This window comes from Vibrio sp. 2092, from assembly GCF_033339635.1.
Taxonomy (GTDB): Bacteria; Pseudomonadota; Gammaproteobacteria; order Enterobacterales; family Vibrionaceae; genus Vibrio; species Vibrio alginolyticus.
In genome coordinates this window covers 25,543-51,762 of record NZ_JAWOUY010000027.1, presented here as the reverse complement: position 1 = coordinate 51,762, position 26,220 = coordinate 25,543, and the positions used below count along the sequence as shown (strand labels likewise).

The 26,220-nt window shown below is 44.5% G+C and carries 28 protein-coding genes; 4 read left to right on the top strand and 24 right to left on the bottom strand.

Annotated features, from left to right (window positions below):
• Window positions 1-590 precede the first annotated feature (590 nt).
• The 7 genes from R7P80_RS27495 to dusA form a co-directional block, all read right to left on the bottom strand.
• Window positions 591-1,370: a phosphoadenylyl-sulfate reductase gene (locus tag R7P80_RS27495; protein WP_005382748.1), complete on the bottom strand. Its 780-nt coding sequence runs from the start codon at window positions 1,368-1,370 to the stop codon at window positions 591-593.
• On the bottom strand, window positions 1,363-3,099 hold the full coding sequence (gene cysI, locus R7P80_RS27490; protein ID WP_225492147.1) for an assimilatory sulfite reductase (NADPH) hemoprotein subunit: 1,737 nt from the start codon (window positions 3,097-3,099) through the stop codon (window positions 1,363-1,365). Before cysI ends, R7P80_RS27495 begins: the two co-directional genes overlap by 8 nt.
• Complete coding sequence (locus tag R7P80_RS27485; RefSeq protein ID WP_005381262.1) at window positions 3,099-4,970, bottom strand: assimilatory sulfite reductase (NADPH) flavoprotein subunit; 1,872 nt, start codon at window positions 4,968-4,970, stop codon at window positions 3,099-3,101. The genes cysI and R7P80_RS27485 overlap by 1 nt, the downstream gene beginning before the upstream one ends.
• A 117-nt stretch (window positions 4,971-5,087) precedes the next feature.
• Entirely contained in the window at window positions 5,088-5,318 is a 231-nt protein-coding gene (locus R7P80_RS27480; RefSeq protein WP_005381264.1) for a hypothetical protein, read from the bottom strand.
• A gap of 157 nt (window positions 5,319-5,475) precedes the next feature.
• Window positions 5,476-6,135 carry a TIGR04219 family outer membrane beta-barrel protein gene (locus tag R7P80_RS27475; protein ID WP_005381265.1) on the bottom strand — a complete coding sequence of 220 codons (660 nt, stop codon included), beginning with the start codon at window positions 6,133-6,135 and terminating at the stop codon, window positions 5,476-5,478.
• 98 nt (window positions 6,136-6,233) lie between these two features.
• Window positions 6,234-6,449: an envelope stress response protein PspG gene (gene pspG / locus R7P80_RS27470; protein ID WP_005381266.1), complete on the bottom strand. Its 216-nt coding sequence runs from the start codon at window positions 6,447-6,449 to the stop codon at window positions 6,234-6,236.
• A gap of 164 nt (window positions 6,450-6,613) precedes the next feature.
• Window positions 6,614-7,594, bottom strand: a complete 981-nt coding sequence (dusA, locus tag R7P80_RS27465) for a tRNA dihydrouridine(20/20a) synthase DusA (protein ID WP_225492149.1) — start codon at window positions 7,592-7,594, stop codon at window positions 6,614-6,616.
• A 322-nt stretch (window positions 7,595-7,916) separates the two neighbouring features.
• On the opposite strand from dusA, the gene zur reads away from it, so the two are divergent.
• Window positions 7,917-8,381 (top strand): zinc uptake transcriptional repressor Zur, encoded by a 465-nt coding sequence (zur, locus tag R7P80_RS27460; RefSeq protein ID WP_005381268.1) that lies wholly within the window; start codon window positions 7,917-7,919, stop codon window positions 8,379-8,381.
• A gap of 9 nt (window positions 8,382-8,390) precedes the next feature.
• Window positions 8,391-8,852, top strand: coding sequence for a chemotaxis protein CheX (locus tag R7P80_RS27455; RefSeq protein ID WP_005381269.1), 462 nt, complete (start codon window positions 8,391-8,393; stop codon window positions 8,850-8,852).
• 99 nt (window positions 8,853-8,951) lie between these two features.
• On the opposite strand, the gene pgi is transcribed toward R7P80_RS27455, so the two are convergent.
• Window positions 8,952-10,604 (bottom strand): glucose-6-phosphate isomerase, encoded by a 1,653-nt coding sequence (gene pgi, locus R7P80_RS27450; protein WP_005381270.1) that lies wholly within the window; start codon window positions 10,602-10,604, stop codon window positions 8,952-8,954.
• 306 nt (window positions 10,605-10,910) lie between these two features.
• Between pgi and R7P80_RS27445 the strand changes: the two genes are divergently transcribed.
• A complete protein-coding gene (locus tag R7P80_RS27445; protein ID WP_053350735.1) occupies window positions 10,911-11,330 on the top strand; it encodes a secondary thiamine-phosphate synthase enzyme YjbQ in 420 nt (139 codons plus the stop codon).
• A gap of 38 nt (window positions 11,331-11,368) precedes the next feature.
• On the opposite strand, the gene alr is transcribed toward R7P80_RS27445, so the two are convergent.
• Window positions 11,369-12,445 carry an alanine racemase gene (gene alr / locus R7P80_RS27440; protein WP_005381272.1) on the bottom strand — a complete coding sequence of 359 codons (1,077 nt, stop codon included), beginning with the start codon at window positions 12,443-12,445 and terminating at the stop codon, window positions 11,369-11,371.
• Between the two features lie 13 nt (window positions 12,446-12,458).
• A complete protein-coding gene (locus R7P80_RS27435) occupies window positions 12,459-13,859 on the bottom strand; it encodes a replicative DNA helicase (RefSeq protein WP_005382759.1) in 1,401 nt (466 codons plus the stop codon).
• Window positions 13,860-14,080: 221 nt separating this feature from the next.
• On the opposite strand from R7P80_RS27435, the gene R7P80_RS27430 reads away from it, so the two are divergent.
• The gene (locus R7P80_RS27430; RefSeq protein ID WP_005381276.1) at window positions 14,081-14,845 is read left to right on the top strand and encodes a DUF481 domain-containing protein; all 765 of its coding nucleotides are present in this window, start codon (window positions 14,081-14,083) and stop codon (window positions 14,843-14,845) included.
• 77 nt (window positions 14,846-14,922) lie between these two features.
• Here R7P80_RS27430 and rplI read toward each other — a convergent pair whose 3' ends face one another.
• The 14 genes from rplI to pilM form a co-directional block, all read right to left on the bottom strand.
• Window positions 14,923-15,375: a 50S ribosomal protein L9 gene (gene rplI / locus R7P80_RS27425; protein ID WP_005381278.1), complete on the bottom strand. Its 453-nt coding sequence runs from the start codon at window positions 15,373-15,375 to the stop codon at window positions 14,923-14,925.
• 33 nt (window positions 15,376-15,408) lie between these two features.
• Window positions 15,409-15,636: a 30S ribosomal protein S18 gene (rpsR, locus tag R7P80_RS27420; protein WP_000090472.1), complete on the bottom strand. Its 228-nt coding sequence runs from the start codon at window positions 15,634-15,636 to the stop codon at window positions 15,409-15,411.
• A gap of 16 nt (window positions 15,637-15,652) precedes the next feature.
• A complete protein-coding gene (gene priB / locus R7P80_RS27415) occupies window positions 15,653-15,955 on the bottom strand; it encodes a primosomal replication protein N (RefSeq protein WP_005381298.1) in 303 nt (100 codons plus the stop codon).
• Window positions 15,956-15,963: 8 nt separating this feature from the next.
• Window positions 15,964-16,353: a 30S ribosomal protein S6 gene (rpsF, locus tag R7P80_RS27410; RefSeq protein WP_005381299.1), complete on the bottom strand. Its 390-nt coding sequence runs from the start codon at window positions 16,351-16,353 to the stop codon at window positions 15,964-15,966.
• Window positions 16,354-16,597: 244 nt separating this feature from the next.
• Window positions 16,598-17,269 carry a ribulose-phosphate 3-epimerase gene (rpe, locus tag R7P80_RS27405; RefSeq protein WP_149191991.1) on the bottom strand — a complete coding sequence of 224 codons (672 nt, stop codon included), beginning with the start codon at window positions 17,267-17,269 and terminating at the stop codon, window positions 16,598-16,600.
• 92 nt (window positions 17,270-17,361) lie between these two features.
• The gene (locus tag R7P80_RS27400) at window positions 17,362-18,201 is read right to left on the bottom strand and encodes a Dam family site-specific DNA-(adenine-N6)-methyltransferase (RefSeq protein WP_005382762.1); all 840 of its coding nucleotides are present in this window, start codon (window positions 18,199-18,201) and stop codon (window positions 17,362-17,364) included.
• 69 nt (window positions 18,202-18,270) lie between these two features.
• Complete coding sequence (locus tag R7P80_RS27395; RefSeq protein ID WP_149191990.1) at window positions 18,271-19,782, bottom strand: SPOR domain-containing protein; 1,512 nt, start codon at window positions 19,780-19,782, stop codon at window positions 18,271-18,273.
• Between the two features lie 52 nt (window positions 19,783-19,834).
• Window positions 19,835-20,935 carry a 3-dehydroquinate synthase gene (gene aroB / locus R7P80_RS27390; RefSeq protein ID WP_005381318.1) on the bottom strand — a complete coding sequence of 367 codons (1,101 nt, stop codon included), beginning with the start codon at window positions 20,933-20,935 and terminating at the stop codon, window positions 19,835-19,837.
• A gap of 32 nt (window positions 20,936-20,967) precedes the next feature.
• The gene (gene aroK, locus R7P80_RS27385; protein WP_005381319.1) at window positions 20,968-21,486 is read right to left on the bottom strand and encodes a shikimate kinase AroK; all 519 of its coding nucleotides are present in this window, start codon (window positions 21,484-21,486) and stop codon (window positions 20,968-20,970) included.
• Window positions 21,487-21,673: 187 nt separating this feature from the next.
• Window positions 21,674-23,419 carry a type IV pilus secretin PilQ gene (locus R7P80_RS27380; protein ID WP_225492151.1) on the bottom strand — a complete coding sequence of 582 codons (1,746 nt, stop codon included), beginning with the start codon at window positions 23,417-23,419 and terminating at the stop codon, window positions 21,674-21,676.
• A 25-nt stretch (window positions 23,420-23,444) separates the two neighbouring features.
• On the bottom strand, window positions 23,445-23,960 hold the full coding sequence (locus R7P80_RS27375) for a pilus assembly protein PilP (protein ID WP_115386334.1): 516 nt from the start codon (window positions 23,958-23,960) through the stop codon (window positions 23,445-23,447).
• The gene (locus R7P80_RS27370; RefSeq protein WP_215810441.1) at window positions 23,950-24,543 is read right to left on the bottom strand and encodes a type 4a pilus biogenesis protein PilO; all 594 of its coding nucleotides are present in this window, start codon (window positions 24,541-24,543) and stop codon (window positions 23,950-23,952) included. The genes R7P80_RS27375 and R7P80_RS27370 overlap by 11 nt, the downstream gene beginning before the upstream one ends.
• Window positions 24,536-25,111 (bottom strand): PilN domain-containing protein, encoded by a 576-nt coding sequence (locus R7P80_RS27365; RefSeq protein ID WP_005381323.1) that lies wholly within the window; start codon window positions 25,109-25,111, stop codon window positions 24,536-24,538. Before R7P80_RS27365 ends, R7P80_RS27370 begins: the two co-directional genes overlap by 8 nt.
• Window positions 25,095-26,111: a type IV pilus biogenesis protein PilM gene (gene pilM, locus R7P80_RS27360; RefSeq protein ID WP_017633531.1), complete on the bottom strand. Its 1,017-nt coding sequence runs from the start codon at window positions 26,109-26,111 to the stop codon at window positions 25,095-25,097. Before pilM ends, R7P80_RS27365 begins: the two co-directional genes overlap by 17 nt.
• Window positions 26,112-26,220 lie beyond the last annotated feature (109 nt).

The following is a 26,220-nucleotide window of genomic DNA, read 5'->3' as shown; positions in this document are numbered from 1 at the left end:
TTCAATTTAAGATTTTGTTCGGCTCAATGAATACTGAACATTACATAAAGTAATGTTTGAATTGACTGTGCTGAATCTTTCGATTCAATGGTCACTTCGTTTCATTGAAACCTAATTTGATACCTAAGTATCTAATTGGATTATCATCAACGAGTGCCCACACAGATTGATAGGTCTATATTGTTAAAGAGCAACTCTTCTTTGTGATTGATATCACTTCGGAAGAGGCGGCCATTCTAGCGAGATAATTTATTGTGTCAAACACTTTCTTCAAATTATTTCGTTTTTCTTTTCAGCCTTATCAACTTCGCTTAACCCCTTGTGAGGCCTTGCCCTGTCGACGAGGAAGCATTATAGAGATCGCGCTCACATTGGCAAGTGTTATTTTTCAAAAATTGCAAAAATAATGGTTAAACAATGAGTTTTCGATCAAACCTTTATTTATTCAACTTTACCCCAAACTCTCACACAACTTATCCACAGAGTTGTTCTTTGAGGCGTGTTTTTCAAGTACCATAAATAAAGAAAGCTGCTTTATTGCAGCTATCTTTATTAAACTTAACCTAAACTCTATTTAAAGAGCATTATGGCTATATGCCAGACCCATCTTGTTCAGAGCCATCATCTTCGTGTAGGCCACATTCTCGCTTTAAGCCAAAGAATCGAGTTTCTTCCTCTGACATTCCCGGCTCCCATTTACGAGTGGTATGTGTATCACCAACTGAAAGGTAACCTTCATCCCACAATGGGTGGTATTTAAGGCCGTGTTGTTCTAAGTAGTAATGAACGTCTTTATTAGTCCAATCAATTACTGGTAGAAATTTAAACACACCGTTCTGAATTGATAGAATCGGTAAACCTGCACGAGATTTACTTTGCTCTCGACGCAATCCAGAGAACCACGTTCCAACATTAAGCTCTTTTAACGCTCGACGCATCGGCTCAACTTTATTGAGCTTGTTGTATTTTTCAATTCCCTCTACGCCCTGCTCCCATAACTTTCCATATCGAGCTTCTTGCCAATTCGCACTTTCTTTGGCTCGATAAACTTTTAAATTTAGGTTGAGAGCATCTGTCAGCTCATCGATAAATCGGTACGTCTCAGCAAACAGGTAACCAGTATCGGTTAGAATGACGGGGATGTCCGCTTTGGCGCGAGTAACTAAATGAAGCATAACCGCGGCTTGAATACCAAAACTAGAAGAAACCGCGAACTCGCCTTCTAGATTATCTAAAGCCCACGCTACTCTCTCTTGTGCTGAAAGCTTTTCGAGCTCGACATTAATTTGAGCAAGACGGAGGATTTGCTCCGTCTTTGTTAATGTCAGTAACTCTGTGAGCTCCAGCTTGGATGCTACAGAATCAAGCATGAAAGTCCCTCTTTGATACGAGCACTTCTTGGATAATGCCAGCACGAATAGTGAAATCGCCAAAGGCTTCGCCTTCTTTACGCTCTTTCGACCATCGAGCCACCAGCAGATCAATCTCTTCTAAGATTTGCTTATCCGTGATGTTCTCTTTATACATTTTTGGTACTCGAGTACCGGCACGGTTACCACCTAGGTGCAAGTTGTAACGACCCGGCGCTTTGCCAACTAGACCAATTTCAGCCAACATTGCGCGACCACAACCATTTGGACACCCAGTTACACGCAAAATGATGTTGTCATTTTCTGGTAGGTTGTGCTTCTCCAGAATCCCCTCCACATCAGTAACAAACTGAGGAAGGAAACGTTCAGCTTCTGCCATCGCTAGCGGACAAGTTGGAAAAGCAACACAAGCCATTGAGTTCTTACGCTGTTCACTTACGCCGTCGTCCATTAAGCCATGTTCACGAGCGATCTTTTCAATCTTCGCTTTTTCGTTTTTAGGTACACCCGCAACAATTAGGTTTTGGTTTGCTGTCATGCGGAAATCGCCTTTGTGGATTTTGGCAATTTCAGCAACACCCGTCTTAAGTGGTTTACCTGGAAAGTCTAATAAGCGACCGTTTTCGATGAAAAGCGCTAAATGATATTTACCATCAATTCCTTCTACCCAGCCAATACGGTCACCACGTTCTGTGAATTCATATGGACGGCTTTGCTCAAACTTAACACCAGCACGTTTCTCGACTTCCGCTTTAAAGACATCGCTACCTACACGATCCAATGTGTATTTGGTTTTTGCGTTCTTACGGTTTGAACGGTTACCCCAGTCGCGCTGAGTTGTTACTACAGCTGCGGCAACATCAAGTGTCTTGTCCAGCGGAATAAAGCCAAAGTCGTCAGCGCGGCGCGGATAAGTTGATATATCGCCATGCGTCATCGCTAAGCCGCCGCCGACCAGGACGTTAAAGCCTACCAGCTTACCGTTATCTGCAATCGCTACGAAGTTGAGATCGTTAGCGTGTACATCTACGTCATTTTGCGGTGGGATAACCACTGTAGTTTTAAACTTACGTGGTAAGTAGTTCTTGCCTAGAATCGGTTCGTCTTCTTCCGTGCTTTCTACTTTTTCACCGTCTAGCCAAATCTCTGCATAAGCGCGCGTCTTTGGTAATAGATGCTCACTGATCTTCTTCGCCCATTCGTAAGCTTCTTGGTGTAACTCAGACTCCACTGGGTTAGTGGTACACAACACGTTACGGTTTACATCACCCGCGGTTGCAATCGAATCAATGCCAATACTGTTGAGCGTTTGATGCATCAACTTAATATTCGGTTTTAATACCCCATGAAACTGGAACGTTTGGCGAGTCGTCAGACGAATACTTCCATATAAAGAGTGCTCCGTTGCGAACTTGTCGATCGCTAACCATTGCGTTGGCGTGATGATGCCTCCAGGCATACGAGCACGAAGCATCACATTATGTAATGGTTCCAGTTTTTGCTTTGTGCGTTCATTACGGATATCACGATCGTCTTGTTGATACATACCGTGGAAACGAATTAACTGGAAGTTGTCGGCAGTAAAGCCACCAGTAATACGGTCCTGTAAATCTTGCTCAATAGTGCCACGTAATAAGTTGCTTTCTCGCTTCAGGCGCTCGTTATCAGATAGCGGCCCTAACTCTTCACCTAATACAACCTGCTTATTATTGTCCGTAGAAAAAGTCATTAGTACACATCCCTCTGATAACGTTTCGCTTTACGTAGGTCATTAATAAATTGTTCTGCATCGTCACGCGGCATCTTGCCTTCTTGTTCAGCAACGATAACCAATGCGTCGTGCACATCTTTTGCCATACGCGTTGCATCACCGCAGACATAGATATAAGCGCCTTCTTGGATCCACTGCCACACTTGAGCTGCGTTTTCTAAGATGCGATGTTGTACGTAAACCTTTTCTACTTGGTCACGACTAAAGGCAACATCCAATCGGCTTAGTACTCCTGACTTGAGATACTTTTGCCATTCCACTTGGTACAAGAAGTCTTGAGTGAACGTGCGATCACCAAAGAACAACCAGTTTTTGCCTTCAGCATCGCGGTTTTCACGTTCCTGAATAAAGCTACGGAATGGTGCGATCCCTGTGCCAGGACCAACCATGATAATTGGAGTACTATCATCTTCCGGCAGTTTAAAGTTGTTGTTATGCTCAACAAATACTTTAACTTCATCTCCCTCTTCGAGACGCTGTGCTAAGAAACTAGACGCACCACCATATCGTTTTTCGTCGTTTTGTTCGTACTCAACCAAAGCAACCGTTAGGTGTACTTCTTCATCGACCTCTTCTTGGCTTGATGCAATAGAGTAAAGGCGTGGAGTAAGACGACGAAGCAAACCAATCAACTCATCTGCGGTTAACTTGGTTTTCTTTTCTGCCAGTACATCAACGATTTGAGTATTTGCAGAGTACTCGCGAAGCTTATCTTTATCTTCAACTAACTTTTGTAGCTTCTTGCTACCGGATAACTCGGCAAACTTTGTGATGAGCTGCGGGTTAGATGTTGTGATTTCATATTTACTCACGAGAGCACTGTGGATTGACAAGCTTTCACCATCAACGTCAACAGTCTCAACCCCAGACAAACCGACCTTACCAAGAATGGCATTTGCAAGTTCCGAGCTATTTTCAAACCACACACCTAGTGCATCACCTGGCTGATACGTTAAGCCCGAGCCTTCTAAGTCGATTTCTATATGACGAACGTCTTTTCCAGAGTCACGGCCCGTGATTTTTTGACTGGTCAGTAACGTCGCAGTGTACGGATTTTGTTTATTGTAAGGAGAGTGCGCAGTCGCAGCTTGACCCACAGGAAGTTGAACCACATCCGCTTCAGAGCCAGAAGACAGTGTATCTTTTACCTTGTCTAACGCATTCTTACGCCATTCAGTTGCAGGGGCTTCATAATCCACATCGCAATCAAGACGCTCGATAAATGGAGTCGCGCCTAGCTTTGATAGGTAAGTGTCGAAGTCTTTACCGGTCTGACAGAAGAACTCGTAGCTAGAATCTCCCAATGCAATAACACCATATTGCAGGTTTGGCAGCTTAGGAGCCTTCTTCGATTGCAAAAACTCATGTAGCTCAATGGCATTGTCTGGCGCTTCGCCTTCGCCGTTAGTCGATGCCACAATAATGACATGCGTTTCTTTGGCTAAGTTTTTACCTTTGTAATCGCTTGCATCAAAAAGTTCGACTGCAATTCCTTCTGCTTTTGCTTCCTGTTCCAGAGCTTCAGCAACACCTTTAGCATTGCCCGTTTGGGAAGCAAAAATAATACTCAACTTACCTGCTGGCTTCGCTGATACGGCTGCCGTTGCTTGTGCAATTGGCGTTACCGCTGTGTTTGGTTGATTTTGAGCTAATCCCCAAAAATACCCACTGACCCAAGCAAGTTGCTGTGAAGACAACTCAGAGACAGTTTGTTGGAGTGAGCTAATTTGTTGGTCATTCAGAGGGCTTGCGATTGGAGGATTTCCTCCTTGCCCATTATTATCTTCAGACACATTCTTGTGAGAATACTCATTCTTTTGAAAAGACATTATCACGACATCCCTATTCATTGCGTGACGATAGAGTACCCACTCTCCTTAATAACAAGAAAGAATAGAAGTGAATGTTTTATAACTTTTTGGAAGTAAGAACGGCTTACTTTTTGCTCATCGATCTTCAATGCGGACTTGTTGAAAGCCTACTGCCATTGCCGATTTTGACGCAGTATCCAAATCTTCATAAAGACATTCTTCGCCGTGACTGTCCGTTAGAAAAACAAAACCACCGCGCGCATGTCTGAACTCTACAACCCAACCACCCTCTTGGATTGCAGGCTCAATAATCGCTTCGATAAGCTGATTTTCACGGAATAGATGTCTTAGTTCATTTATTGTCATCGCTATCCCTGTTTTAACTTTCACATTGCTCCTAGGTAAGCATGGTCTAAGTCAGCCAAATAGGGAGAAATTTCGATTAGATATAATGAAGTGATATAAAAAAACGCCGCTTATAAAGCGACGTTTTAAGTAAATCGAATATCTAACATGGCTGAGTTTAGAACGCGTATTCCGCACTCACAAAGAAGCCGTTAGCAAAAATAAACTCTTTCCCTAGATCCGACATGAATTTATCGGACTCTAAATCAATCACACGGTAACCTCCACGAAAAGCCAGTCGAGCTTTTTCGAGCGGTACATTGTATTGAACACCTGCCATGAAATCGGTGCTTTTGATACCTTTGTTGTCACCAAAGTTTATCTCACCAATCACATCAAAGTTTGTATCCGGAACTTGAATTTCTGCGTAACCATACCAAGCCCAAATCAGCTCATCAAATTCTTCTACACGCCTGCTTGAGCCAGCATCAATGTATTTAGTGTCACTTAAATTACTAAACGTAAGACCCGCATCAAAGTGCAATAAATCATGCTCTAGAACGTGGTAATACAAGGTTAAATCGAGCTTATCGAACCCCATGTAATCCGCATCAACACTTGAGTAACGAAGGCGCGCATTAGGGACGTATTTAACATCATGTTCAATCGCCGCGTAAAAAGTGCCTGCGGTACTGCTATCTCGTCTCACTTCATTAACTTTAGTGTCGGCAGCCCATACCTCTGCGCCGACTTTTGTCGATACAGAGTACTCTGCAAAAACAGGAAAAGATACTGCCAACGATAATGCCGTTAAAGCGATGTTCGCTTTATTTGTCATGTAGTATTTACTCCGAGATAGCTGATATTCACGTAGAGGACGTGAGAGGAAATATACCATATTCTCACGCCTCTCCATCAACTAAATGATGTTACTCATTATTTATAGCGGGGCTGAGCGACGTAATTCTTGAAGAACCAAATACCCAATGCAATCACGATTAACCATGGTAATAGTTTAAGTACCGCTCCAACCATTCCCAGTAAAAACATCACAACTAACGCAATACCAGTTGCTGCGAATACGGTCATCATTGTGATACCCGTAACCAACAAGGTCGCCGCAAAGACTAAAATAAAGATTAGCTCCAACATAATCACTTCTCCATTTGTTTTCAATAAACAGAGCAGTTTCCATACCAACTTACAGAAACGAAGTTAAGATTATGATTTTTAATAAAAAAACAAAGCCAGAGGCATTTCTGCACTCTGGCTTTATCATTCTTTAGTTGGTAATTTTAGCCATTCACTGGCGAATTTTACACATTCAATTCTTTTGGAATCTTAGCTAGCGCGTCTTGCAATACTTCTAGACTAGAACCTGGTTTGTGCGCATTTTCACTGATATGACGACGCCATTGACGAGCACCGGGCATGCTTTGGAACAAACCTAACATGTGGCGGGTAATATGACCAAGGTACGCACCTTTCGCTAATTGCGCTTCAATGTATGGATACATCTCTTCAACAATTTCGCTGCGTTTCTTCACTGGAGCATTAGAGCCAAACAACTCTTGATCTACCGATGCCAGTAAATATGGGCTTTGGTATGCTTCACGACCAATCATCACACCGTCAAGATGCTGAAGATGTGCTTTTGCTTCTTCTAATGATTTCACGCCACCGTTAATCGCAATCGTTAGGTGTGAGAAGTCTTGCTTCAATTGGTAAGCGCGTGGGTAATCCAATGGTGGGATCTCACGGTTTTCTTTTGGGCTTAGACCACTTAACCATGCTTTACGTGCGTGGATAGTGAACTGCTCACAGCCACCCTTTTCTGAAACAATAGAAACGAAATCCGTTAGGAATTCGTAAGAGTCTTGATCATCAATACCAATGCGAGTCTTGACTGTTACAGGGATATCGACCACGTCTTTCATTGCTGCGACACAATCCGCAACTAACTGCGGTTCAGCCATTAGGCAAGCACCAAATCGACCGTTTTGTACGCGGTCAGATGGACACCCCACATTTAGGTTAATCTCATCGTAGCCACGCTCTTGCGCTAGCTTGGCACACGTAGCCAAATCTGCTGGGTTTGAACCACCAAGTTGAAGGGCTAACGGATGCTCTTCTTCGTTATAAGCCAGGAAATCTCCTTTTCCATGAATGATCGCACCTGTCGTCACCATTTCAGTGTACAACAGGGTTTCTTTGGTCATTAAGCGATGGAAGTAGCGACAATGACGATCAGTCCAATCTAACATTGGTGCTACGGAGAGCCTGCAAGAATGAGTCATGATATAAACACCCGTTTTTTATGTTGCCAAGGTCGAGCGCAGCAGTACGCTCAAAAAATAAGTCGGGTATTGTATACCCAAGCACCTCTGGGTGCTAGTTTCAGCGAGAATGATTTGGTTGGCTGGCTAGCCAAGTGCTTAGGAATACGCAGAAGTAATACGAATCTGTCATTCGTTGATTCATTCTGTGATGATTATTCCGCCTTCACACCACCACCGACTTGCTTTAATTCATGATTTTCGTTCTGATAGTGGGTAAAATGAAGCATTTCTAAACGAACTTCGTATAGAAATGATTTATCATAGAGCACGTCCGATAGTTATGGTGAAAGGTTTGAACCCAACAATCATTGAACAAATTGAAAGTATCTGCGCAGAGCGTGGAGTACGACTGACTCCGCAACGCCGACGCGTATTTGAACTCATTTGTTCTAATCGCCGCGCCTCAAGTGCGTATGAGCTATTGGAGCAACTAAAAGAGAGTGAGCCTCAGGCTAAGCCGCCCACTGTTTATCGAGCATTAGATTTTCTCCTAGAGCAAGGCTTCATCCACCGAGTGGAATCGACAAATAGCTTTATTACTTGTTGTTCTTTCAATACTCAGCAGCACTTTTTCCAATTACTAATTTGCGATAAATGTGGTGATGTCGTTGAACTCGAAGATGAGACGCTGATATCCTTGTTAGCCGAAAACGCCGAGAAGCATGGATTCAAACTTACCAACCAAGTTATTGAAACTCATGGTGAATGCCAGGCCTGTTCCTCCGAGACGAAAGAAAAAGTATAGAAGAACGTTATGCGCGCTGAATTTGTAAACCCGTTTTTAGCTTCTTTAATGAACGTGCTAAAAACTATGGCTTCTCTTGAGCTGAAGCCACAAAAACCGCGAATCAAAAAAGATGAGATCGCACGAGGTGACGTTTCTGGTCTGATTGGTATGGTAGGCCCACAAACTCGTGGTTCAATGTCGATCACCTTTGATGAAGCACTCGCCCTAGAAATCATGCAGAACATGCTTGGTGAACGTCCAAATGGGCTCAATGAAGAAGTGACCGATATGGTGGGTGAGATCACCAACATGGTTACTGGTGGTGCGAAACGCATTCTGGCGGAAAGTGGTTTTGACTTTGATATGGCAACACCGGTTGTGGTTTCGGGCCGAGGTCATACGATTCGCCACAAGTGTGAAGGCTCAATTATTATCATGCCTTTCTCTTCCCAATGGGGAAATGCCTTTATCGAAATTTGCTTCGAATAAAAGAGAAAAAATAGGTTGGCACTGGCCAACCTATTTTGTTTTTGCCTCAGGCAATAAAAAGGTCAGCATTTGCTGACCTTTTCTTTATCTATTCAAACATTAAGCTTTGAACGCTTTAAATGCGTTGATTAGACCGTTTGTTGAGCTGTCATGCGAGCTGATTTGAGACTCGTCTGCAAGCTCAGGTAGGATTTGGTTAGCCAGTTGTTTACCTAGCTCCACGCCCCACTGGTCAAAGCTGAAGATATTCCAGATAACACCTTGTACGAAAATTTTGTGTTCGTACATTGCGATCAAGTTACCTAGCGTACGAGGCGTGATTTGCTTCACTAGAATAGAGTTTGTTGGACGGTTACCTTCAAACACTTTGAATGGTGCAATCGCTGCCACTTCTTCAGCATTCTTACCTACTTTCACCAACTCTTCTTTCACGGTTTCTTCATTTTTACCAAACGCTAGAGCTTCAGTTTGCGCGAAGAAGTTAGACATCAGTTTTTGGTGATGATCGCTAGCTGGGTTGTGGCTAATTGCAGGTGCAATGAAGTCACATGGGATAAGCTTAGTACCTTGGTGAATTAGCTGGTAGAACGCGTGCTGACCGTTGGTACCTGGTTCACCCCAAATGATTGGGCCAGTTTGGTAAGTTACAGCATTGCCGTCACGGTCAACGTATTTACCGTTTGATTCCATGTTACCTTGCTGGAAGTACGCCGCGAAACGGTGCATGTACTGATCGTAAGGCAGAATAGCTTCTGATTCCGCACCGTGGAAGTTGTTGTACCAAATACCGATAAGCGCAAGGATCACAGGGATGTTGCTTTCTAGATCTGTTGATACAAAGTGCTTGTCCATCTCGTGAGCGCCATCAAGCAGCTCAACGAAGTTGTCGAAACCTACTGCTAGTGCAATTGATAGACCGATCGCAGACCATAGTGAGTAACGGCCACCAACCCAGTCCCAGAATTCAAACATGTTCGCTGTATCGATACCAAATTCAGACACGGCTGTCGCGTTTGTTGAAAGCGCAGCAAAGTGCTTAGCCACATGAGCCTGATCACCCGCCGATTCTAGGAACCAATCACGAGCAGTGTGCGCGTTAGTCATGGTTTCTTGTGTTGTAAACGTCTTAGACGCGATCAAGAATAACGTCGTTTCTGGGTTAACTTTCTTCAACGTTTCAACGATGTGTGTACCATCAACGTTAGATACGAAGTGAAGGTTTAGATGATTTTTGTATGGCGCTAGAGCTTCCGTCACCATGTAAGGGCCAAGGTCAGAACCGCCGATACCGATGTTCACAATATCAGTAATTGCTTTGCCTGTGTAACCTTTCCATTCACCGCCGATAACGCGCTCAGTGAATGATTTCATTTTTTCTAGAACCGCGTTCACTGCTGGCATTACGTCTTCGCCGTCTACCATAACTGGAGTATTCGCGCGGTTACGTAGTGCAGTGTGAAGAACAGCGCGACCTTCTGTTTGGTTGATCGCTTCACCACTGAACATCGCTTCAATTGCAGATTTCAGCTCGGTCTCTTTCGCAAGAGCAAACAGGTGCTTCAGAGTTTCCTCATTGATGAGGTTCTTTGAGTAATCGACTAGGATGTCTGAGCCGAAACGTGCAGAGTATTTGTCGAAACGCGCTGCGTCTTGAGCAAACAGCTCTTTAAGATCCATATCTTGTGCAGATTCGAAATGCGCCGTTAGCGCTTTCCAAGCTTGTGTTTGCGTTGGATTGATATTTTTCAACATGGTCTTTATCCCGATGTTACAGTAGGTTCCATTCCTTACAGTCTAGCGAAAACTGTGGAATCCCCGATTTAGCAAATAGAATATAAATTAGATGTTTGGGCAAATTGCCACAAAACAAGTCTTTGTAATTTTTTTTCAGGCGCCAATTATGACCGAGAGCTTTTACACTCACATTGAGTTAGGTCACGTTCCCTGCCCTGAAATTGAACAATTCATTTACGATGACAAGAATCATATCATTTACTAATGACAGGCTCTAATTGGAATAGGATAGACGCCAATTTATAAATTTCCAAAGGAACACGTATGTGGGCACAAAAAACACTGCAATTAAAAGCGAGAAGCCGCGGTTTTCACCTGATAACTGATGAAATTGAACAACAATTACCACAAATAAACGAACTTTCAGTAGGTTTATTACACTTATTTATTCAGCACACCTCCGCCAGTTTGACCTTAAATGAGAATGCTGATCCAACCGTGCGTATGGACATGGAAGCGCACCTCAATAAGTTTGTGCCAGAGCGTGCTCCTTATTATCAGCACACCTATGAAGGTGACGACGACATGCCGGCACATATTAAAGCATCACTGCTTGGCAGTAGTGTGACGGTACCAATCCAAAATGGTCGATTAGCTTTAGGAACATGGCAAGGTATTTACTTGGGTGAGCATCGAGACTTTGGTGGCGGCCGCCGCGTTATTGCTACGATTAACGGTGAGTAGATAAAACAAAGGCTAACCTTGGGTTAGCCTTTCGTTGTTTATTTTGAGTATTCCATCTCGACGCGAGGCGTTAGCTTAGTCACGAGTTCATACGCAATCGTACCAATGTGACCCGCCACTTCTTCTACTGGGAGCTCTTTCCCCCAAAGAATCGCTTCGTCGCTGACTTTATCCGTTGCGTCTGGTCCCAAATCGACCGTCAGCATATCCATGGAAACTCGACCTGCAATAGGTACTTTACGGCCATTAACCCACACCGGCGTACCGTTTGGAGCACTTCTTGGGTAACCGTCGCCATACCCTACAGCGATGACCCCAACTTTTGTATCTCGCTCACTGGTCCAAATACCACCGTAGCCAACACTTTCGCCCTTCTTCACTTCACGTACCGCAATAAGGTGGGATTTAAGTGTCATAACAGGTTGATACCCAAGATCTTGCGCCGTTTTGTCATCGAATGGCGACACACCATACATGATAATACCCGGACGAACCCAATCTAAATGGCTTTGAGGCCATGCCAATAACCCCGCAGATGCCGCCAGTGAACGTTCCCCTTGGCAACCAGAAGTCAACGATTTAAACAGCTCAATCTGTTGTGGGGTAATATCGCTATCCAGCTCATCTGCACAGCCAAAGTGGCTCATGTAACGCAACGGTTTCGCTACATTTGGACACTCCTTCAGCCGCGTTACAAAGTCGTCATATTGTTCAGGACGAACCCCAAGGCGGTGCATGCCACTGTCAATCTTCAGCCACACGACAACCGGAGTTTCAAGGTCTGCTTGCTCCAAGGCGATAAGCTGCTCTTCACAGTGCACCACGGTTTGGATGTTGTTCGTCACAAGAACAGGTAAATCACCAGGAGAGTAAAAACCTTCTAGCAATAGAATCGGCTTTACTACTCCACAAGCGCGCAGTTGCAATGCTTCTTCAATGCGAGCCACGCCAAACGCATCCGCATGGTTAGCATGTTTTGCGACATGACGTAATCCGTGACCATAACCATTGGCCTTGACGACAGCCATCACTTTACTTTGTGGCGCTTGAGCTTTTACGCGCTGTAAGTTGTGCTGCAACGCAGACAAATCAATGCACGCCTTGGCCGCTTTCATATAGCTCATGGAATTACTCATCATCAATATCGAATGCAGGACCCGCGTAGTTGTCGAAACGCGAATGTTGACCTTGGAAAGTGAGGCGAACAGAGCCGATAGGACCGTTACGCTGTTTACCAATAATGATTTCGGCCGTACCTTTGTACGGACTATCTGGGTGATAAACCTCATCACGGTAGATGAACATGATCAAGTCGGCATCCTGCTCGATGGAACCGGATTCACGCAAGTCCGAGTTTACTGGTCGTTTATCCGCACGTTGCTCTAGGGAACGGTTTAGCTGCGACAGTGCCACAACAGGCACATTTAGCTCTTTTGCCAGCGCCTTAAGAGAGCGAGAGATCTCAGCAATCTCAAGAGTACGGTTATCGGTTAACGAAGGCACGCGCATCAACTGAAGGTAGTCGACCATGATCATCGATAGACCGCCATGTTCACGAGCGATACGGCGAGCGCGCGAACGCACTTCGGTCGGAGTTAGACCAGAGCTATCATCAATGTACATATTTTTCTTCTGCATCAGGATACCCATAGTAGAAGAAATACGCGCCCAATCTTCGTCATCTAGCTGACCCGTACGGATCTTGGTTTGGTCTACACGAGACAAAGAGGCCAACATACGCATCATCAACTGTTCAGCTGGCATCTCTAACGAAAAAATAAGTACGGGCTTTTCTTGTTGCATGGCCGCATTTTCACACAAGTTCATCGCAAAGGTCGTTTTACCCATCGATGGACGCGCTGCGACAATCACCAAATCAGAGCCTTGCAAACCTGCGGTTTTCTTATTGAGATCGGTGAAACCGGTATCGACCCCCGTAACACCATCTTGTGGCGTTTTATACAACAACTCGATACGTTCTAACGTCTTTTCGAGGATGTTGTCGACGTTTTGTGGTCCTTCGTTTTCACTAGTTCGAGACTCGGCGATAGCAAAAACTTTACTCTCCGCCATGTCTATTAAATCTTCAGAACTGCGACCTTGAGGGTCATAGCCCGCGTCCGCAATTTCATTCGCGACACCAATAAGGCCACGAACAATCGCACGCTCAGCGACAATATCAGCATACGCATTGATGTTAGCTGCACTTGGCGTATTCTTCGCCAAGTCAGCGAGGTAAGCAAAACCGCCTACATCTTCTAACAACTCGTGACGCTCTAGATATTCCGATAAAGTAATAAGATCGAGAGGTTTACCCGCTTCAAGAATGGTTTTTACACCTTCAAAAATCAGGCGGTGTGGACGACTATAGAAATCACTGCTCACAACACGTTCGGCAACGGTGTCCCAACGTTCATTATCCAGTAAAAGACCACCAATTACTGATTGCTCGGCTTCTAGTGAGTGAGGTGGCACTTTGATTGCGTCGACCTGACTGTCTGAAGGTTTGCGATTTCTGTTTTCCGCCATGACTTTGCTCGATAACTACTATTGACCCACGATTATAACCTTAACCTAACTGAGATGCTTCCCCGAAGCGACAATTACTTGTTAAGAAATCATCATGTGAACCACCCAGGTAATAGCCTGGTTCTTCCGCCTAGCTCTAATAAAAATTAACCTACCATTGACCCAACCAAATATCTGTATCAGTATCATGCCCCTCCTTTTTGATTACGTTCGAGGTTGATGTGTCCCGATACTGGTTACTTAGCTTTAGCCTACTGTGCGCTAGTGCATCGTATGCTGACGAATCAGTACAGCCAGAGCAAAATATTGATGTACCCGACCCACTAAAAACCGAGGTGGAGTTCGGCTATCAAGCTCACACAGGTAACACGGACTCTCGTTCCCTGAATGCTCGTTTGAGTGCTGAATATACGTCAGGTCGACACCGTTCTAATGGTGAATGGAAGTACTACAACTTGTACAAAGACGGTGAAGAAGACAAACGCTCATCCACCTACTCCCTACAGAGTGACTACAAGTTAGGCCCTAAGACATATTTGTATGGCAGCTTTAAAGGGGTGGATTCTCGCTACAGTGCTTATTTTAAAGACTATACGTTGTCAGGTGGTTTGGGTTACCAGTTCTCCTACACTGAGAACTTCATTTTAGAGGTAGAGGTAGGCCCTGGTTTTCGCTATCAAGAGCCAAACTTAGACGAAATAGATGATGACGATATTGTCTTTCCCGATATCGTTAGAGAAGGCATTTTTCGAGGAAATATCAACACAACTTGGCATGCGTTGGATAATTTAAGTTTCGCAGCTGATATTACGTTGGTAACAGGTAGAAGTAACACACGTACTGATAGTGAACTCAGTGTAACCAATGATATTACTGAAGATATTGCACTGAAACTGGCGCACTCTCGTCAGTATCACGATAAAGTGCCTGAAGGCTTAAGCAAAGCAGACAGCGTATTTTCCGTTAATTTACTTTTCGCTTTTTAACCCTTTTTCTCTCAGTTTTAGAAATAAAAAAAGCACCTCCAAGGAGGTGCTTTTTAGTATTTCGTCTTGATACTGAATTACTCAGCAGCAACAACTTGTAGGTTCACAGTTGCGAAAACTTCAGAGTGAAGTTGAACGCTGATCTCGAACTCACCAGTTGTACGTAGAGCACCTTCAGGAAGGCGAACTTCGCTCTTAGCAACTTCAACGCCTGCAGCTGTGATAGCGTCAGCGATGTCACGAGTACCGATAGAACCGAATAGTTTGCCTTCGTCACCAGCTTTAGAAGCGATAACTACAGCTTCTAGAGCGTTAACTTTCTCTGCGCGAGCTTCTGCAGCAGCTAGTTGCTCAGCAACTTTAGCTTCTAGTTCAGCACGACGAGCTTCAAACATTTCAACGTTAGCTTTAGTTGCCATAACTGCTTTACCTTGTGGGATAAGGAAGTTACGAGCGTAGCCAGATTTAACGTTTGCAGTATCGCCAAGACCACCTAGGTTACCAATTTTATCAAGTAGAATAACTTGCATTGCTTAATCCTCTTTCTTAATAAAATGAACCGATTACTGATGCTTGTCAGTGTACGGTAGTAGAGCTAGGTAGCGTGAACGCTTGATAGCACGTGCTAGTTGACGCTGGTACTTAGCGCTTGTACCAGTGATACGGCTAGGTACGATTTTACCAGCTTCAGTGATGTAGTTTTTAAGAGTTGCTACGTCTTTGTAATCAATCTCTTGTACGCCTTCTGCAGTGAAACGGCAGAATTTACGACGACGGAAGAAACGAGCCATGGGCTATCTCCTGATCTTAAATTTGAGTAATGTTGTCGGCGTGTAACACTAATTTTCCCACGCCATTTCGGCCGGTTTGATAAGTGACAAAACCACTTACCTTAATGTTACTGCCTTGAACTAAATTCTGAGTTAGTGCTTGTGACCCAAGCCCGCTGACGACTACCGGCATACGACAATAAACTTGTCGAGGTAAGTCAGCTTCGATAATAGTAGAGCGATGCTCCAGCCAAAACCGACAGTGTTCAATGCCACCAGGGCTTTTACTACGAATGGGCGGTTTGGCAATGGTGCCGCTCAGCTCCATTCGATTGGCCATAAGAAAACTTACTCAGCAGCTTCTGACTTAGCTTCAGGCTTAGCTTCAGAACGCTCTTCACGACGTGGAGCACGCTCTTCTTTTTGCTTAAGCATGATAGATTGCTCAGTGATCGCTGCTTTAGTACGCATGATCATGTTACGTAGAACTGCATCGTTGAAACGGAAAGCAGTTTCTAGCTCATCAATTACAGCTTGGTCAGCTTCAACGTTCATAAGAACGTAGTGAGCTTTGTGAAGCTTGTTGATTGGGTAAGCCAGTTGACGACGGCCCCAGTCTTCTAGACGGTGGATTTTACCGCCAGCTTCAGTGATTGAACCAGTGTAACGCTCGATCATGCCAGCAACTTGCTCGCTTTGATCTGGGTGCACCATGAATACGATTTCGTAATGACGCATTGGTTGCTCCTTACGGATTATTCAGCTTCCACAAATGGCTCAGTCGTCCAGAGGAAGCAAGGAACTAAAGATAATTGACTGAGTTTAAGGAGCACGAATAGTACAGAAAGGGCGTAAAATAGGCAAGTGATTATTTGCTCATCGCAGCGGATATTTAATTTCTTCTAATACTAGAAAACACAAAGGCTGCCAACAACCTGGCAGCCTTTAAAATCAGTGTGTTATTGCGCTGGCTTATCGGTGCTTATTTAACTTCAGTCAGTTCAGCGCGCATTTGATCGATCACTTGTTTGTAATCTGGCTCACCGAAAATCGCCGAGCCTGCGACAAACATGTCTGCGCCCGCTTCTGCAATTTCACGAATGTTGTCAACCTTCACACCGCCATCGATTTCTAAGCGGATATCACGGCCAGACTCGTCAATCATCTTACGAACGGCACGCAGTTTATCTAGTGTATGAGGAATGAATGATTGACCACCAAAACCAGGGTTTACCGACATCAGTAGAATCATGTCGACTTTATCCATAATAAACTCAAGACTTGCAAGTGGCGTTGCTGGGTTTAGTACCACACCAGCCTGACAGCCGTGCTCTTTAATTAACTGCAGTGTACGGTCTACATGATCAGAAGCTTCTACATGGAACGTAATCATCGACGCACCCGCTTTTGCGAAATCAGGAATAATACGGTCAACGGGTTTCACCATTAGGTGAACATCGATTGGCGCTGTGATGCCATAATCGCGTAGTGCTTTACACACAGGCGCACCAAAAGTCAGGTTTGGTACATAGTGGTTATCCATAACGTCGAAATGCACCACATCCGCACCCGCTGCGAGTACTTTTTCTACATCTTCACCTAGACGAGCAAAATCTGCCGATAAAATGGATGGAGCAATAAGAAAATCTTTCATACCTGACCTCAGTAGTAATGAGCAAACAATCTGCGCGCAATTCTACCGAAGCCAGTGGGGAGATCCACTATTTAGATATAATAGTGTGAGAATTAAGAGCTTGATTTATCCATGTCTGGGGCATGAAAAAGCGCAAGTAGCTCATCAACTTTATTACGACCGTTACCATTACGGCTAATGGTACGCTTTACTTTTACCACATTAAGATCCGCACCGTGATACAACCGACGTGTCAAGGTAGTGTCGTGGTTAGAAATCAACACAGGAATGCCACGTTCAGTCGCTGTTCTTTCAGCAATGTCGGCTAATGCAGCTTGGTCGTCCAACGTGAAACCATTACCTGCGTATGAGGTGAAATTTGCCGTATTTGAAAGCGGCGCATAAGGTGGATCGCAATACACGACGCTCCCTTTGCGCGCACGACGAAATGTTTCAGGATAACCTTCACAAACGAACGTAGCTTTTTTGGCTTTTTCTGCAAAAAACTCCAATTCCGCCTCAGGGAAATACGGTTTTTTGTAAGAGCCAAACGGTACATTGAAGCCACCTTTTTTGTTGTAACGGCATAGGCCATTAAAACCAAAGCGGTTCATGTACAAAAACGCTAAAGAGCGGTACATCACGTCATCGGTTTTATTAAACTCAGCGCGAATGTGTAGGTAGGCTTCTTTGCGGTTGTTCTCAGCGACAAACCAACGCTTCGCTTCAGAGATATACTCTTCAGGGCGTTCTTTCAGCAGGTTGTACAGATTGATCAAATCTGGATTGATATCTGCAAGTAGATAATGGTCATAATCGGTATTCAGAAACACTGAGCCCGCACCAACAAAAGGTTCAACTAGCTTTCGAGCCGGCGGCAAATGACGTTGGATGTCTTCAACCAGTCCGTATTTTCCTCCTGCCCATTTAAGAAAGGCTCGTTGCTTTTTCATCTACTGCTCTATCTATCGACCAAAAATTAAGGCTGCGGAATGTAACATATTTTTCAGGGAAGCTCAGGTTTATTTCACTCGTTCAATTTCACGGTGAACCTGACGGAGTGATTTTGCCCAAGGACTCACCGACTTAACCGAATCTGGCAAGCTTGCGACGGCATCACGAGCCATTTGAATTGTCGGATAATCTTGATATGTGATGATATACCACTCGGTGTCATTACGAACGGTAGGATAAATTCGCACTTGATTATTCAGTTGATGCTCATTGAGAAAGGATTGTACATCTTCCATTGAGGTCATAGCCGCGAGTTGTAAAGTATACGCTCTTGGCGATAGCGCTTTTAGTTCTTCACGAGCAAATGAAAATTTCACAACAGGTTGGTTTGCCTCACCCTCTTCTGACTGAGCAGGTGCTTGCGTCATATCTTGATTCGGTTTTACGACTTTAATCAAAGGGGAGCTAGTTTCATCGGCGGTTTCTGTCTTCTCAGTACCTACGACATCATCAATCGCTTTTGTGTCTGCTGAATCAGCTTTACCTTCAAGCAATGCATCGACCACATTCGACTCAATCACCACTCTTTGTTGATTGTCATCACTGCCTACGCTCGCTACTTCTTCTGTCACTGCTGGCGGTAATGAATCAGAATCATCAATCGCACCAGACTTATCAAGACTGCTAGAGCCATCGGTTACAGGTTGCAGTGAAGACTGCGCTGCACTGATTCCTGACTCTTCAAAAGTTGGAATAGCCGTTTGCTCTAAACTGCCAGCAATTTGCTGCGCTTTATCATCAGGACTTGGTTGACTAAGCATCCACCAATAGCCACCAGCAGCAAGCAACAGTAAGACTAATACCACCAACGCAATATTCAGGGGTGAACCGACAATCGAGCGGATAATGATCCTTTTTTCCACTTTCATCTCTCCTAACGCCATGATGTCACCCGGTACTGGGTCGACTTTTTTAAATGCATCTCGAACCCGTTTCTCAGACTCATCATCGACGTAGCGCGCAACAAGTGACTCAAAGAAACGACGAGCTTCCACTTCGGACAACATATCAATATCAAGCTCAACAGGCTTTATCTCTTGTCCATAACTGAGACGTGCTAGCAAACCTTCTAAACGTCCAGACTGTGTAAACAGTAAGACATTGATGGTCCAATTTGGCTTATGGTGCGCCTCTAAGACCAGCATCCAAAGCTCAGAGATAAGTGTCTCACTCAATAAATGCGCATCATCTACAACAATTGCAATGTCACACGGCTCATCACCTAAAAGCCTTTCAAGGCTGTCAAGTAAAGGCTCTTGCTGATTAAACAATGCGTCTGAAACCAGTTGACTCAAAATAAGGACGCGATGCTGCACATCGTCTTGATTAGAATGACAAAGTAACAAACATTGATTCTTGTTACTGGCACCCACTTCAAGGTATCGCTGCGCTAACCAAGATTTCCCGTACCCATCATGACCATTAATCGCAATGAGATTGGAACCAAAGTTAGTCAGTAGACCTAATCTATCAAGCAACTCGATTTGAGAATCTAATTCCAGTACGTGAGCAACACTCATCTAATAACCTTAATACACTACAAGAATGACGCCCAAAGGCGCCATTACAAGGTTAAATATCGCGACCGAAGTCTATTGCCTGCTTGAGTACGTCTTGCGTCGTATCAGCAATTACCTCGGCAGTGCCAATGCCTGTAGGCAAAACCAATCGTAATTGACCAGAGAGGACTTTCTTATCTCGCATCATGTGCTTGATGAAGTCATCGAAATTCATACTGTCTGGAGTATGCACAGGCAGTTTTGCACGACGCAAAATCGCAACAATACGCTCAAATTGCTCTTCCGAGATCAGACCGCGTAGATGCGACGTTTTGGCCGCCATAACAGTGCCGGAAGATACCGCTTCACCATGCAGCCAATTGCCATAGCCAAGTTCCGCTTCAATCGCATGACCAAAGGTGTGACCTAAGTTAAGCAAAGCACGGATGCCCGATTCTTTCTCATCCTGAGCCACCACTTCCGCTTTTATTTCACAGCAACGTGCGATCGCATAAGTTAGTGCTTCTTCATCCAACGCATACAAGCGCTCAAGATTGTCTTCTAACCATACAAAAAAATCTGCATCGTAAATAATGCCGTACTTAATGACTTCGGCGATACCCGCAGCGAACTCACGTTCAGGCAACGTCGACAGGCAGTTGGTATCAATGATCACGGCTTTAGGTTGGTAAAACGCACCTATCATGTTCTTACCCAACGGATGGTTAACCGCGGTTTTTCCACCAACCGAAGAGTCCACTTGGGATAGTAATGTGGTCGGTATTTGAATAAAGTCGACCCCACGCTGGTAACAGGCAGACGCAAAACCCACAAGGTCGCCAATAACACCACCACCTAACGCGATGATCACAACATCACGAGCATAACTCCCTTCCAGTAAGAAGTTCATTACTTGATTAAATACATCCAAGTTTTTGTACTGTTCACCGTCAGGCAATTCTAACAAGGATGCACTACAGCCGAGCTGCTCGAGTTGCTTTAAAATTTTGTCTGCATACAAAGGCGCCACTGTGACATTACTGATCACAACAACTTTTTGTTTTGCATTTTTGTTTGAGAGAACTTGAGAGAGGTACGCCGGGTCCTCAAATAACCCGGCGCCAATAGAGATTGGGTAGCTACGCTCAGCTAGGTTGACCGTAATCCGTTCCATCGGTTTGCTCCAATTAAAAAAAAGATAAAGACTTATCTCTCTTCTAGCATTTTTACGATCTGGTTGGCTACCACTTTTGCACTTTGATCGTCAGTGCGAACAGTGTAATCCGCTACTTCTTCATATAAAGGATTACGTTCTTCAGCTAATTGCTCCAGTACTTCGCGAGGGTTATCCGTTTGAAGTAAAGGACGCTTCTTGTCGCGGTTTGTACGCGCAAGTTGCTTTTCAATCGTCGTTTCTAAGTAAACAACAACACCACGTGCCGAAAGACGATTGCGGTTTTCTTTGCTCTTAACAGAGCCACCGCCAGTCGCAAGCACGATGCCTTGCTCTTGTGTTAGGTCTTCAAGTACCGCTTCTTCACGCTTGCGGAAGCCTTCTTCACCTTCTACATCAAAAACCCAAGAGATGTCTGCACCAGTGCGTTCTTCGATCACTGTATCGGAGTCAACAAACTCCATATGCAGTTGCTGTGCTAGATGTCTACCAATTGTACTTTTGCCGGCGCCCATTGGGCCAACAAGGAAAATATTACGTTTCTCAGCCATGTTTAGCAGTAATTTACAACATTGATTCAATAAGATCGCCACAAGAAAACACAGCTAAACTGCTGTTCTACAAGGCTTGTGGCACCAGTTCCTCACAGATAATTCGTGATAAGACCCGAAATTATCCAAGCATGGTGCCACTATTGCAACTTTATTTTTGATTTAATCAGTTTTTCCCGAGACAGAACTACTGAATCACCACCTTAGGCGTGACGAAAATTAACAGCTCACTTTTGCCAACATTTTCATAGCTTCGACGAAAAAGCGCACCTAATAGCGGCAGATCGCCCAACAAAGGCACTTTGTCCACCGAGTTAGTAATGCTGTGCTGAAAAATACCACCAAGAACGACCGTTTCACCGTTATTCACTAACACTTGCGTCCCGATACGTTGAGTATCAATCGCAACAGCTTCACCAGTGCCTGTCTTCACGACTTGTCCAGGTCTATCTTGCGTGACACTTAAATCCAACACTAAGCGGTTATCCGGTGTGATTTGCGGGGTCACCTTCAAACTTAATACCGCCTTTTTGAACGTCACCGTCGTTGCACCACTTGATGATGACTCTAGGTAAGGAATCTCTGTACCTTGTTCGATATAGGCTGGTTTCTTATTGGTAGTGATCAAACGTGGGCTCGAGATAATCTCAGCTTTAGACTCTTGTTGCAGCGCAGAAAGTTCCAAATCAAGTAGTGTGTCTGATCCTAACTTCGCAACTTGGAAAGCAATGCTGGTCGCATTCGGACTGGTTGCAGCTAAGTTTACATTTAGGAAGTCATCGATCCCCACTCCATCACCGTCACCACCGTCGTCGCCCCCTTCTCCATTATAGAGACCGATCGTGGCAAGGTTGTTCTCAATAGAACCGCCCACTGTATTACTGCCATTAATAGACGTAAAACCCCAACGAATCCCTAACTCATCCATGTTACCTTCATTGATGGTCACAATACGCGCCTCAATTTGAACCTGTTTAACTGGAATATCCAAAGACTCAATAATTTCTCGAATCACCTCGATGTTTTCAGGTAACTCTCTAATCAATAACGAGTTAGTTCGCTCATCAATGGTCATACTGCCGCGCTCTGACAGCATGCTGATATTTCCTTCACCATTGATCATCTCCGCAATGTCTGATGCTTTAGCAAAATTAACTTTGATGATTTCAGATGAAAGCTCTCCCATTTCTTCCGTCAGTTTTTGTTTTTCTAACTGCTGCTTCTCACGCAAGTCCAGCTCATCAGTCGGAGCAACTAAAATCACGTTGCCATCAACACGCTTATCTAACCCCTTAACTTGCAATATAATATCCAGCACTTGCTGCCAAGGGACACCATCAAGACGAAGCGTGAGGTTGCCTTCCACAGAGTCGGAGACAACCAAATTGAATTGGTTGTAATCAGCAATAAGCTGCAAGACGTTTCGCACAGGAATATCTTGGAAGTTAATCGAAATAAGCTTACCTTCTCTTTCTAAAATGCTTTTATCTGGGGCTTTCTCATTAGGTTCGATCTTCGCTACTTTGATTTCCAAAAAACGCCCCGTTAAACGGTAATCATGCTTGTATTCTTCATTGATGTGCGCAACCAAGCGCGTCGTCGAGGTGTCGCGAAACACTTCTACGCTCTCAACCACAGTCGAAAAGTCTTTCACGTCTAGGAGATACAATTGCTCGTCTTTTACTGAAGTGTTAAGCAAATCGATACTTAACCCTTCCTGTACACGCTTGATATCTACAATCGCGGCCGGTGACGCCAATTCGACGACAATCACCGCGTCTTTATCTTTATTAGTTCGAAAGTCGATACTTTTTAGGGCATTGGACGAAACTTCTTCAGCTGCCGCTAAAGGGGCTAAAAATACAAACAACCATAAGGAGAAGAGCCCAGTAAGTATCCTTGGTGTACGTGTTAATCCTTGTCTCATTTTCATTACTCAATATCAAAAATAAATGGGGCTATCTCAAAGCCAACTTAACTTTACGTTTTTGCCAACATCCTAAGCCGTCGGGCAACGTTTCATTAATCAACAAGTAGGAGTGGCTGACATGGGTCACTTTGCCATTATTGCGTCCGAGGTATTGACCCGGCTTAACTTTATAGACGTTGCCATTGGGAGCCTGAACGAGGCCAGAAACCGTGTTATCCATGCCCATGACCCCTTTCAAACGTAATTGGCTTAATGGGAATTTTTCTAATTTTCCAGTTCGCCTTCTTGAGGGCGGTTGCCAACAATCTTTTCTTGCAACTGGCTGAGTCGCGATGATGGCTTCTTTGGGTAATTCAAAGGGTGCACGCTGTACTTCCGGTGCGTACGTGACTGCAACATACTTGTCTGCGGGCTTAAGCTTCTCGACCTCTCGACGCGCCTGTGTTTCCACTCCTCGAATAAAATCCGTCAATGATTCATCATTCGCCTGGCAGCCCATCAATAGAGAACCCATCAATACCAACAACAAAGACTTACTTGTCATTTTTCGTCTCCTCCGGCTTAAACTGATAGGTGTTAGCGCGCACCCGAAAGTGCAGGGTTTCGCTCTCTTGGCTGACACGTTGCCAAGTCACATCTTTAAACGTGATGATTCGAGGTAGCGTCGCTATTGCCTGAGAAAAATGGCCGATGTCATGAAAGTCGCCCGTTAACTCTATGTTTAAAGGAAGACGATAAAGGAAGTGCTCTGATTGTTTTTCGCCCCAGTCGATTCGGGTGAAAGTCAGCTTATTGTCGATGCCAAGCTCATTCACTGAAGCGAGCATTGTAGCCAGCTCTTTTTGCGCAGGCAGTTGTTGCAGTAATAACTCGTAACGAGTGGTAAGTTCATCCAATTGAGATTGAAGCTGAGGCAACGCTGCCACTTTGTTCGCTTTGATCTTCAATGCCACCTTGAGTGTCTGCTCCTGCTGGATCAAGTGATTCAACTGTTCTTCTTTCGGTTTAAGGTAAAACCAATAACCTAAGCCTTGAATCGCTATGATCAGAAGCGCGATTACTACAATCTGGGGCAACAATGGCCACTCGGCCATTTCATCTATTTCGAGATCCTGCCAATCAACCACGTTGAGCCTCCAATTTCTTCTCCGTTACTTTGAACATGAAAGACACTTTGAATGTTTGAAACTCTTTCCCAAAACGGGCTTTGCCGTGAACGATGGAATGCATTTCTACGTCGTTCAACTTGGCCGAGCGCTCCATGTTGTCCAGCATCGTGGCAAGTTTTGGAGTGCTATCTGAGATCCCAGAGATCTCAATTTCCAGATCATTCATTTTGATCTTGTCGACATATACACCTTCAGGGATAACGGCAGGCATTAAGTTCATGAACTCGGTCGTTTTGTTTCGTCCGTTTTGTAAACCTTCAACGACCTTTAGACGTTCGAGGATTTTGCTGTGCTCTTGCTCTGCAATTTTCATTGCTTCAATACGCTGGTCGAGTTCGGCAATGTAGTGAGTGAGGTAATCGAGCCGCTCCTGTTGTTGATCTTGTTGGTACTCAAAAAACTTTCCAATACCCCACTGGATGCCAACAGCGACCAACATGCCTAATGCGACCAAACTGATGAAGCGACGTCGGTGCTCTTCTCTTTGATTCTCTCGCCAAGGAAGTAAATTAATGCGATAAAGCACGGGCGCCTCCTAGCCAATGAATGCCACGAACGGCCAGTCCGGCTGCTGTTGAGAAATGCTGCCAATCCACAGCACGACGCTTACGCTTAGACACCTTCATCTCAAATAGCCCTAGCGGATTTAGCAATTCACACTCTAACGACAATTGTTGAGACAACTCTTCTACGAGCATGGGAGTGGAGGCCCCTTCCCCTGATAACCAGATACCCTTGATGTTTTGTGAGCCATTGATTGAGGTATAGAGCTGCATCTGGCGCTTTACTCGCTCTACGATTTGACGGTTAAACAGCTCTGTTTTCTCCTGAGCATCATCGGACAGAAAATCGACTGGAGAAGCGCTGTTTGCTCCGCGTGTGCCGTAAGCAAACTCTTTGTGAAACAGTTCACCTTGTTCGGTAAACATGGTGAAGGAGCTCGATAAAGTGCCAATATCGAGTAAGCAGTATTTGTTTTTGTCAGGAAAGCGATCGGCGGTGAGCTTCCAGATATGACCAAGGCTTTGCGAATGCACGTCCACTAAAACAGGTTTTAGTCCGGACTTTTGTAATGCATCGACTCGGCCTTCTACCACATCTTTTCTTGTCGCAAACACTTGATAGCTATCACTGCCACTCTGCCCGCCCTCAGCGCGAAGACGAACGAAGTCTAAACTCAGCTCTTCGACAGGGAATGGCGATTGATGAGAAAAGGCTTGTATCACTGCAAACTCAACTTCACTCTCTTCAAGATTTTGTTCTATTTGCAGTTTCTTGCTAATTACCGAGTTATCAGGAACTGAGATCGCAACTTTTTTAGCACCAAAAGGCAGTTCTTTTTTTATCTGCTTGAGGGTCTTTACAATTTCTTGATGATTTATGGTGTTATTTTCAGCGACAATACCTTCCTTTAGTAATATTTCTTTGTAACCCAACAGAGCGTAATTGTTGCCTGTGGGTTTAAGTACTACGGCTTTGAGGCTGTTATGGCCTATATCGATGCCGGTAACGATTAGCTTATCCATCTCTTACTCTCGCTCCGAAATTTCTTCGTGCAAAGGTTGTTATTAGCATCCAAATAAGAGTTAATATCTCTTATGTGCTAAATTTTTGACCTAAGAGTACAAGGGTTTG

Excerpts from the sequence above, each read along its gene's own strand:
- R7P80_RS27495 (WP_005382748.1), bottom strand. The coding sequence starts at position 1,370 with ATGCTTGATTCTGTAGCATCCAAGCTGGAGCTCACAGAGTTACTGACA.
- cysI (WP_225492147.1), bottom strand. The coding sequence starts at position 3,099 with ATGACTTTTTCTACGGACAATAATAAGCAGGTTGTATTAGGTGAAGAG.
- R7P80_RS27485 (WP_005381262.1), bottom strand. The coding sequence starts at position 4,970 with ATGTCTTTTCAAAAGAATGAGTATTCTCACAAGAATGTGTCTGAAGAT.
- R7P80_RS27480 (WP_005381264.1), bottom strand. The coding sequence starts at position 5,318 with ATGACAATAAATGAACTAAGACATCTATTCCGTGAAAATCAGCTTATC.
- R7P80_RS27475 (WP_005381265.1), bottom strand. The coding sequence starts at position 6,135 with ATGACAAATAAAGCGAACATCGCTTTAACGGCATTATCGTTGGCAGTA.
- pspG (WP_005381266.1), bottom strand. The coding sequence starts at position 6,449 with ATGTTGGAGCTAATCTTTATTTTAGTCTTTGCGGCGACCTTGTTGGTT.
- dusA (WP_225492149.1), bottom strand. The coding sequence starts at position 7,594 with ATGACTCATTCTTGCAGGCTCTCCGTAGCACCAATGTTAGATTGGACT.
- zur (WP_005381268.1), top strand. The coding sequence starts at position 7,917 with ATGGTGAAAGGTTTGAACCCAACAATCATTGAACAAATTGAAAGTATC.
- R7P80_RS27455 (WP_005381269.1), top strand. The coding sequence starts at position 8,391 with ATGCGCGCTGAATTTGTAAACCCGTTTTTAGCTTCTTTAATGAACGTG.
- pgi (WP_005381270.1), bottom strand. The coding sequence starts at position 10,604 with ATGTTGAAAAATATCAATCCAACGCAAACACAAGCTTGGAAAGCGCTA.
- R7P80_RS27445 (WP_053350735.1), top strand. The coding sequence starts at position 10,911 with ATGTGGGCACAAAAAACACTGCAATTAAAAGCGAGAAGCCGCGGTTTT.
- alr (WP_005381272.1), bottom strand. The coding sequence starts at position 12,445 with ATGAAAGCGGCCAAGGCGTGCATTGATTTGTCTGCGTTGCAGCACAAC.
- R7P80_RS27435 (WP_005382759.1), bottom strand. The coding sequence starts at position 13,859 with ATGGCGGAAAACAGAAATCGCAAACCTTCAGACAGTCAGGTCGACGCA.
- rplI (WP_005381278.1), bottom strand. The coding sequence starts at position 15,375 with ATGCAAGTTATTCTACTTGATAAAATTGGTAACCTAGGTGGTCTTGGC.
- rpsR (WP_000090472.1), bottom strand. The coding sequence starts at position 15,636 with ATGGCTCGTTTCTTCCGTCGTCGTAAATTCTGCCGTTTCACTGCAGAA.
- priB (WP_005381298.1), bottom strand. The coding sequence starts at position 15,955 with ATGGCCAATCGAATGGAGCTGAGCGGCACCATTGCCAAACCGCCCATT.
- rpsF (WP_005381299.1), bottom strand. The coding sequence starts at position 16,353 with ATGCGTCATTACGAAATCGTATTCATGGTGCACCCAGATCAAAGCGAG.
- rpe (WP_149191991.1), bottom strand. The coding sequence starts at position 17,269 with ATGAAAGATTTTCTTATTGCTCCATCCATTTTATCGGCAGATTTTGCT.
- R7P80_RS27400 (WP_005382762.1), bottom strand. The coding sequence starts at position 18,201 with ATGAAAAAGCAACGAGCCTTTCTTAAATGGGCAGGAGGAAAATACGGA.
- R7P80_RS27395 (WP_149191990.1), bottom strand. The coding sequence starts at position 19,782 with ATGAGTGTTGCTCACGTACTGGAATTAGATTCTCAAATCGAGTTGCTT.
- aroB (WP_005381318.1), bottom strand. The coding sequence starts at position 20,935 with ATGGAACGGATTACGGTCAACCTAGCTGAGCGTAGCTACCCAATCTCT.
- aroK (WP_005381319.1), bottom strand. The coding sequence starts at position 21,486 with ATGGCTGAGAAACGTAATATTTTCCTTGTTGGCCCAATGGGCGCCGGC.
- R7P80_RS27380 (WP_225492151.1), bottom strand. The coding sequence starts at position 23,419 with ATGAAAATGAGACAAGGATTAACACGTACACCAAGGATACTTACTGGG.
- R7P80_RS27375 (WP_115386334.1), bottom strand. The coding sequence starts at position 23,960 with ATGACAAGTAAGTCTTTGTTGTTGGTATTGATGGGTTCTCTATTGATG.
- pilM (WP_017633531.1), bottom strand. The coding sequence starts at position 26,111 with ATGGATAAGCTAATCGTTACCGGCATCGATATAGGCCATAACAGCCTC.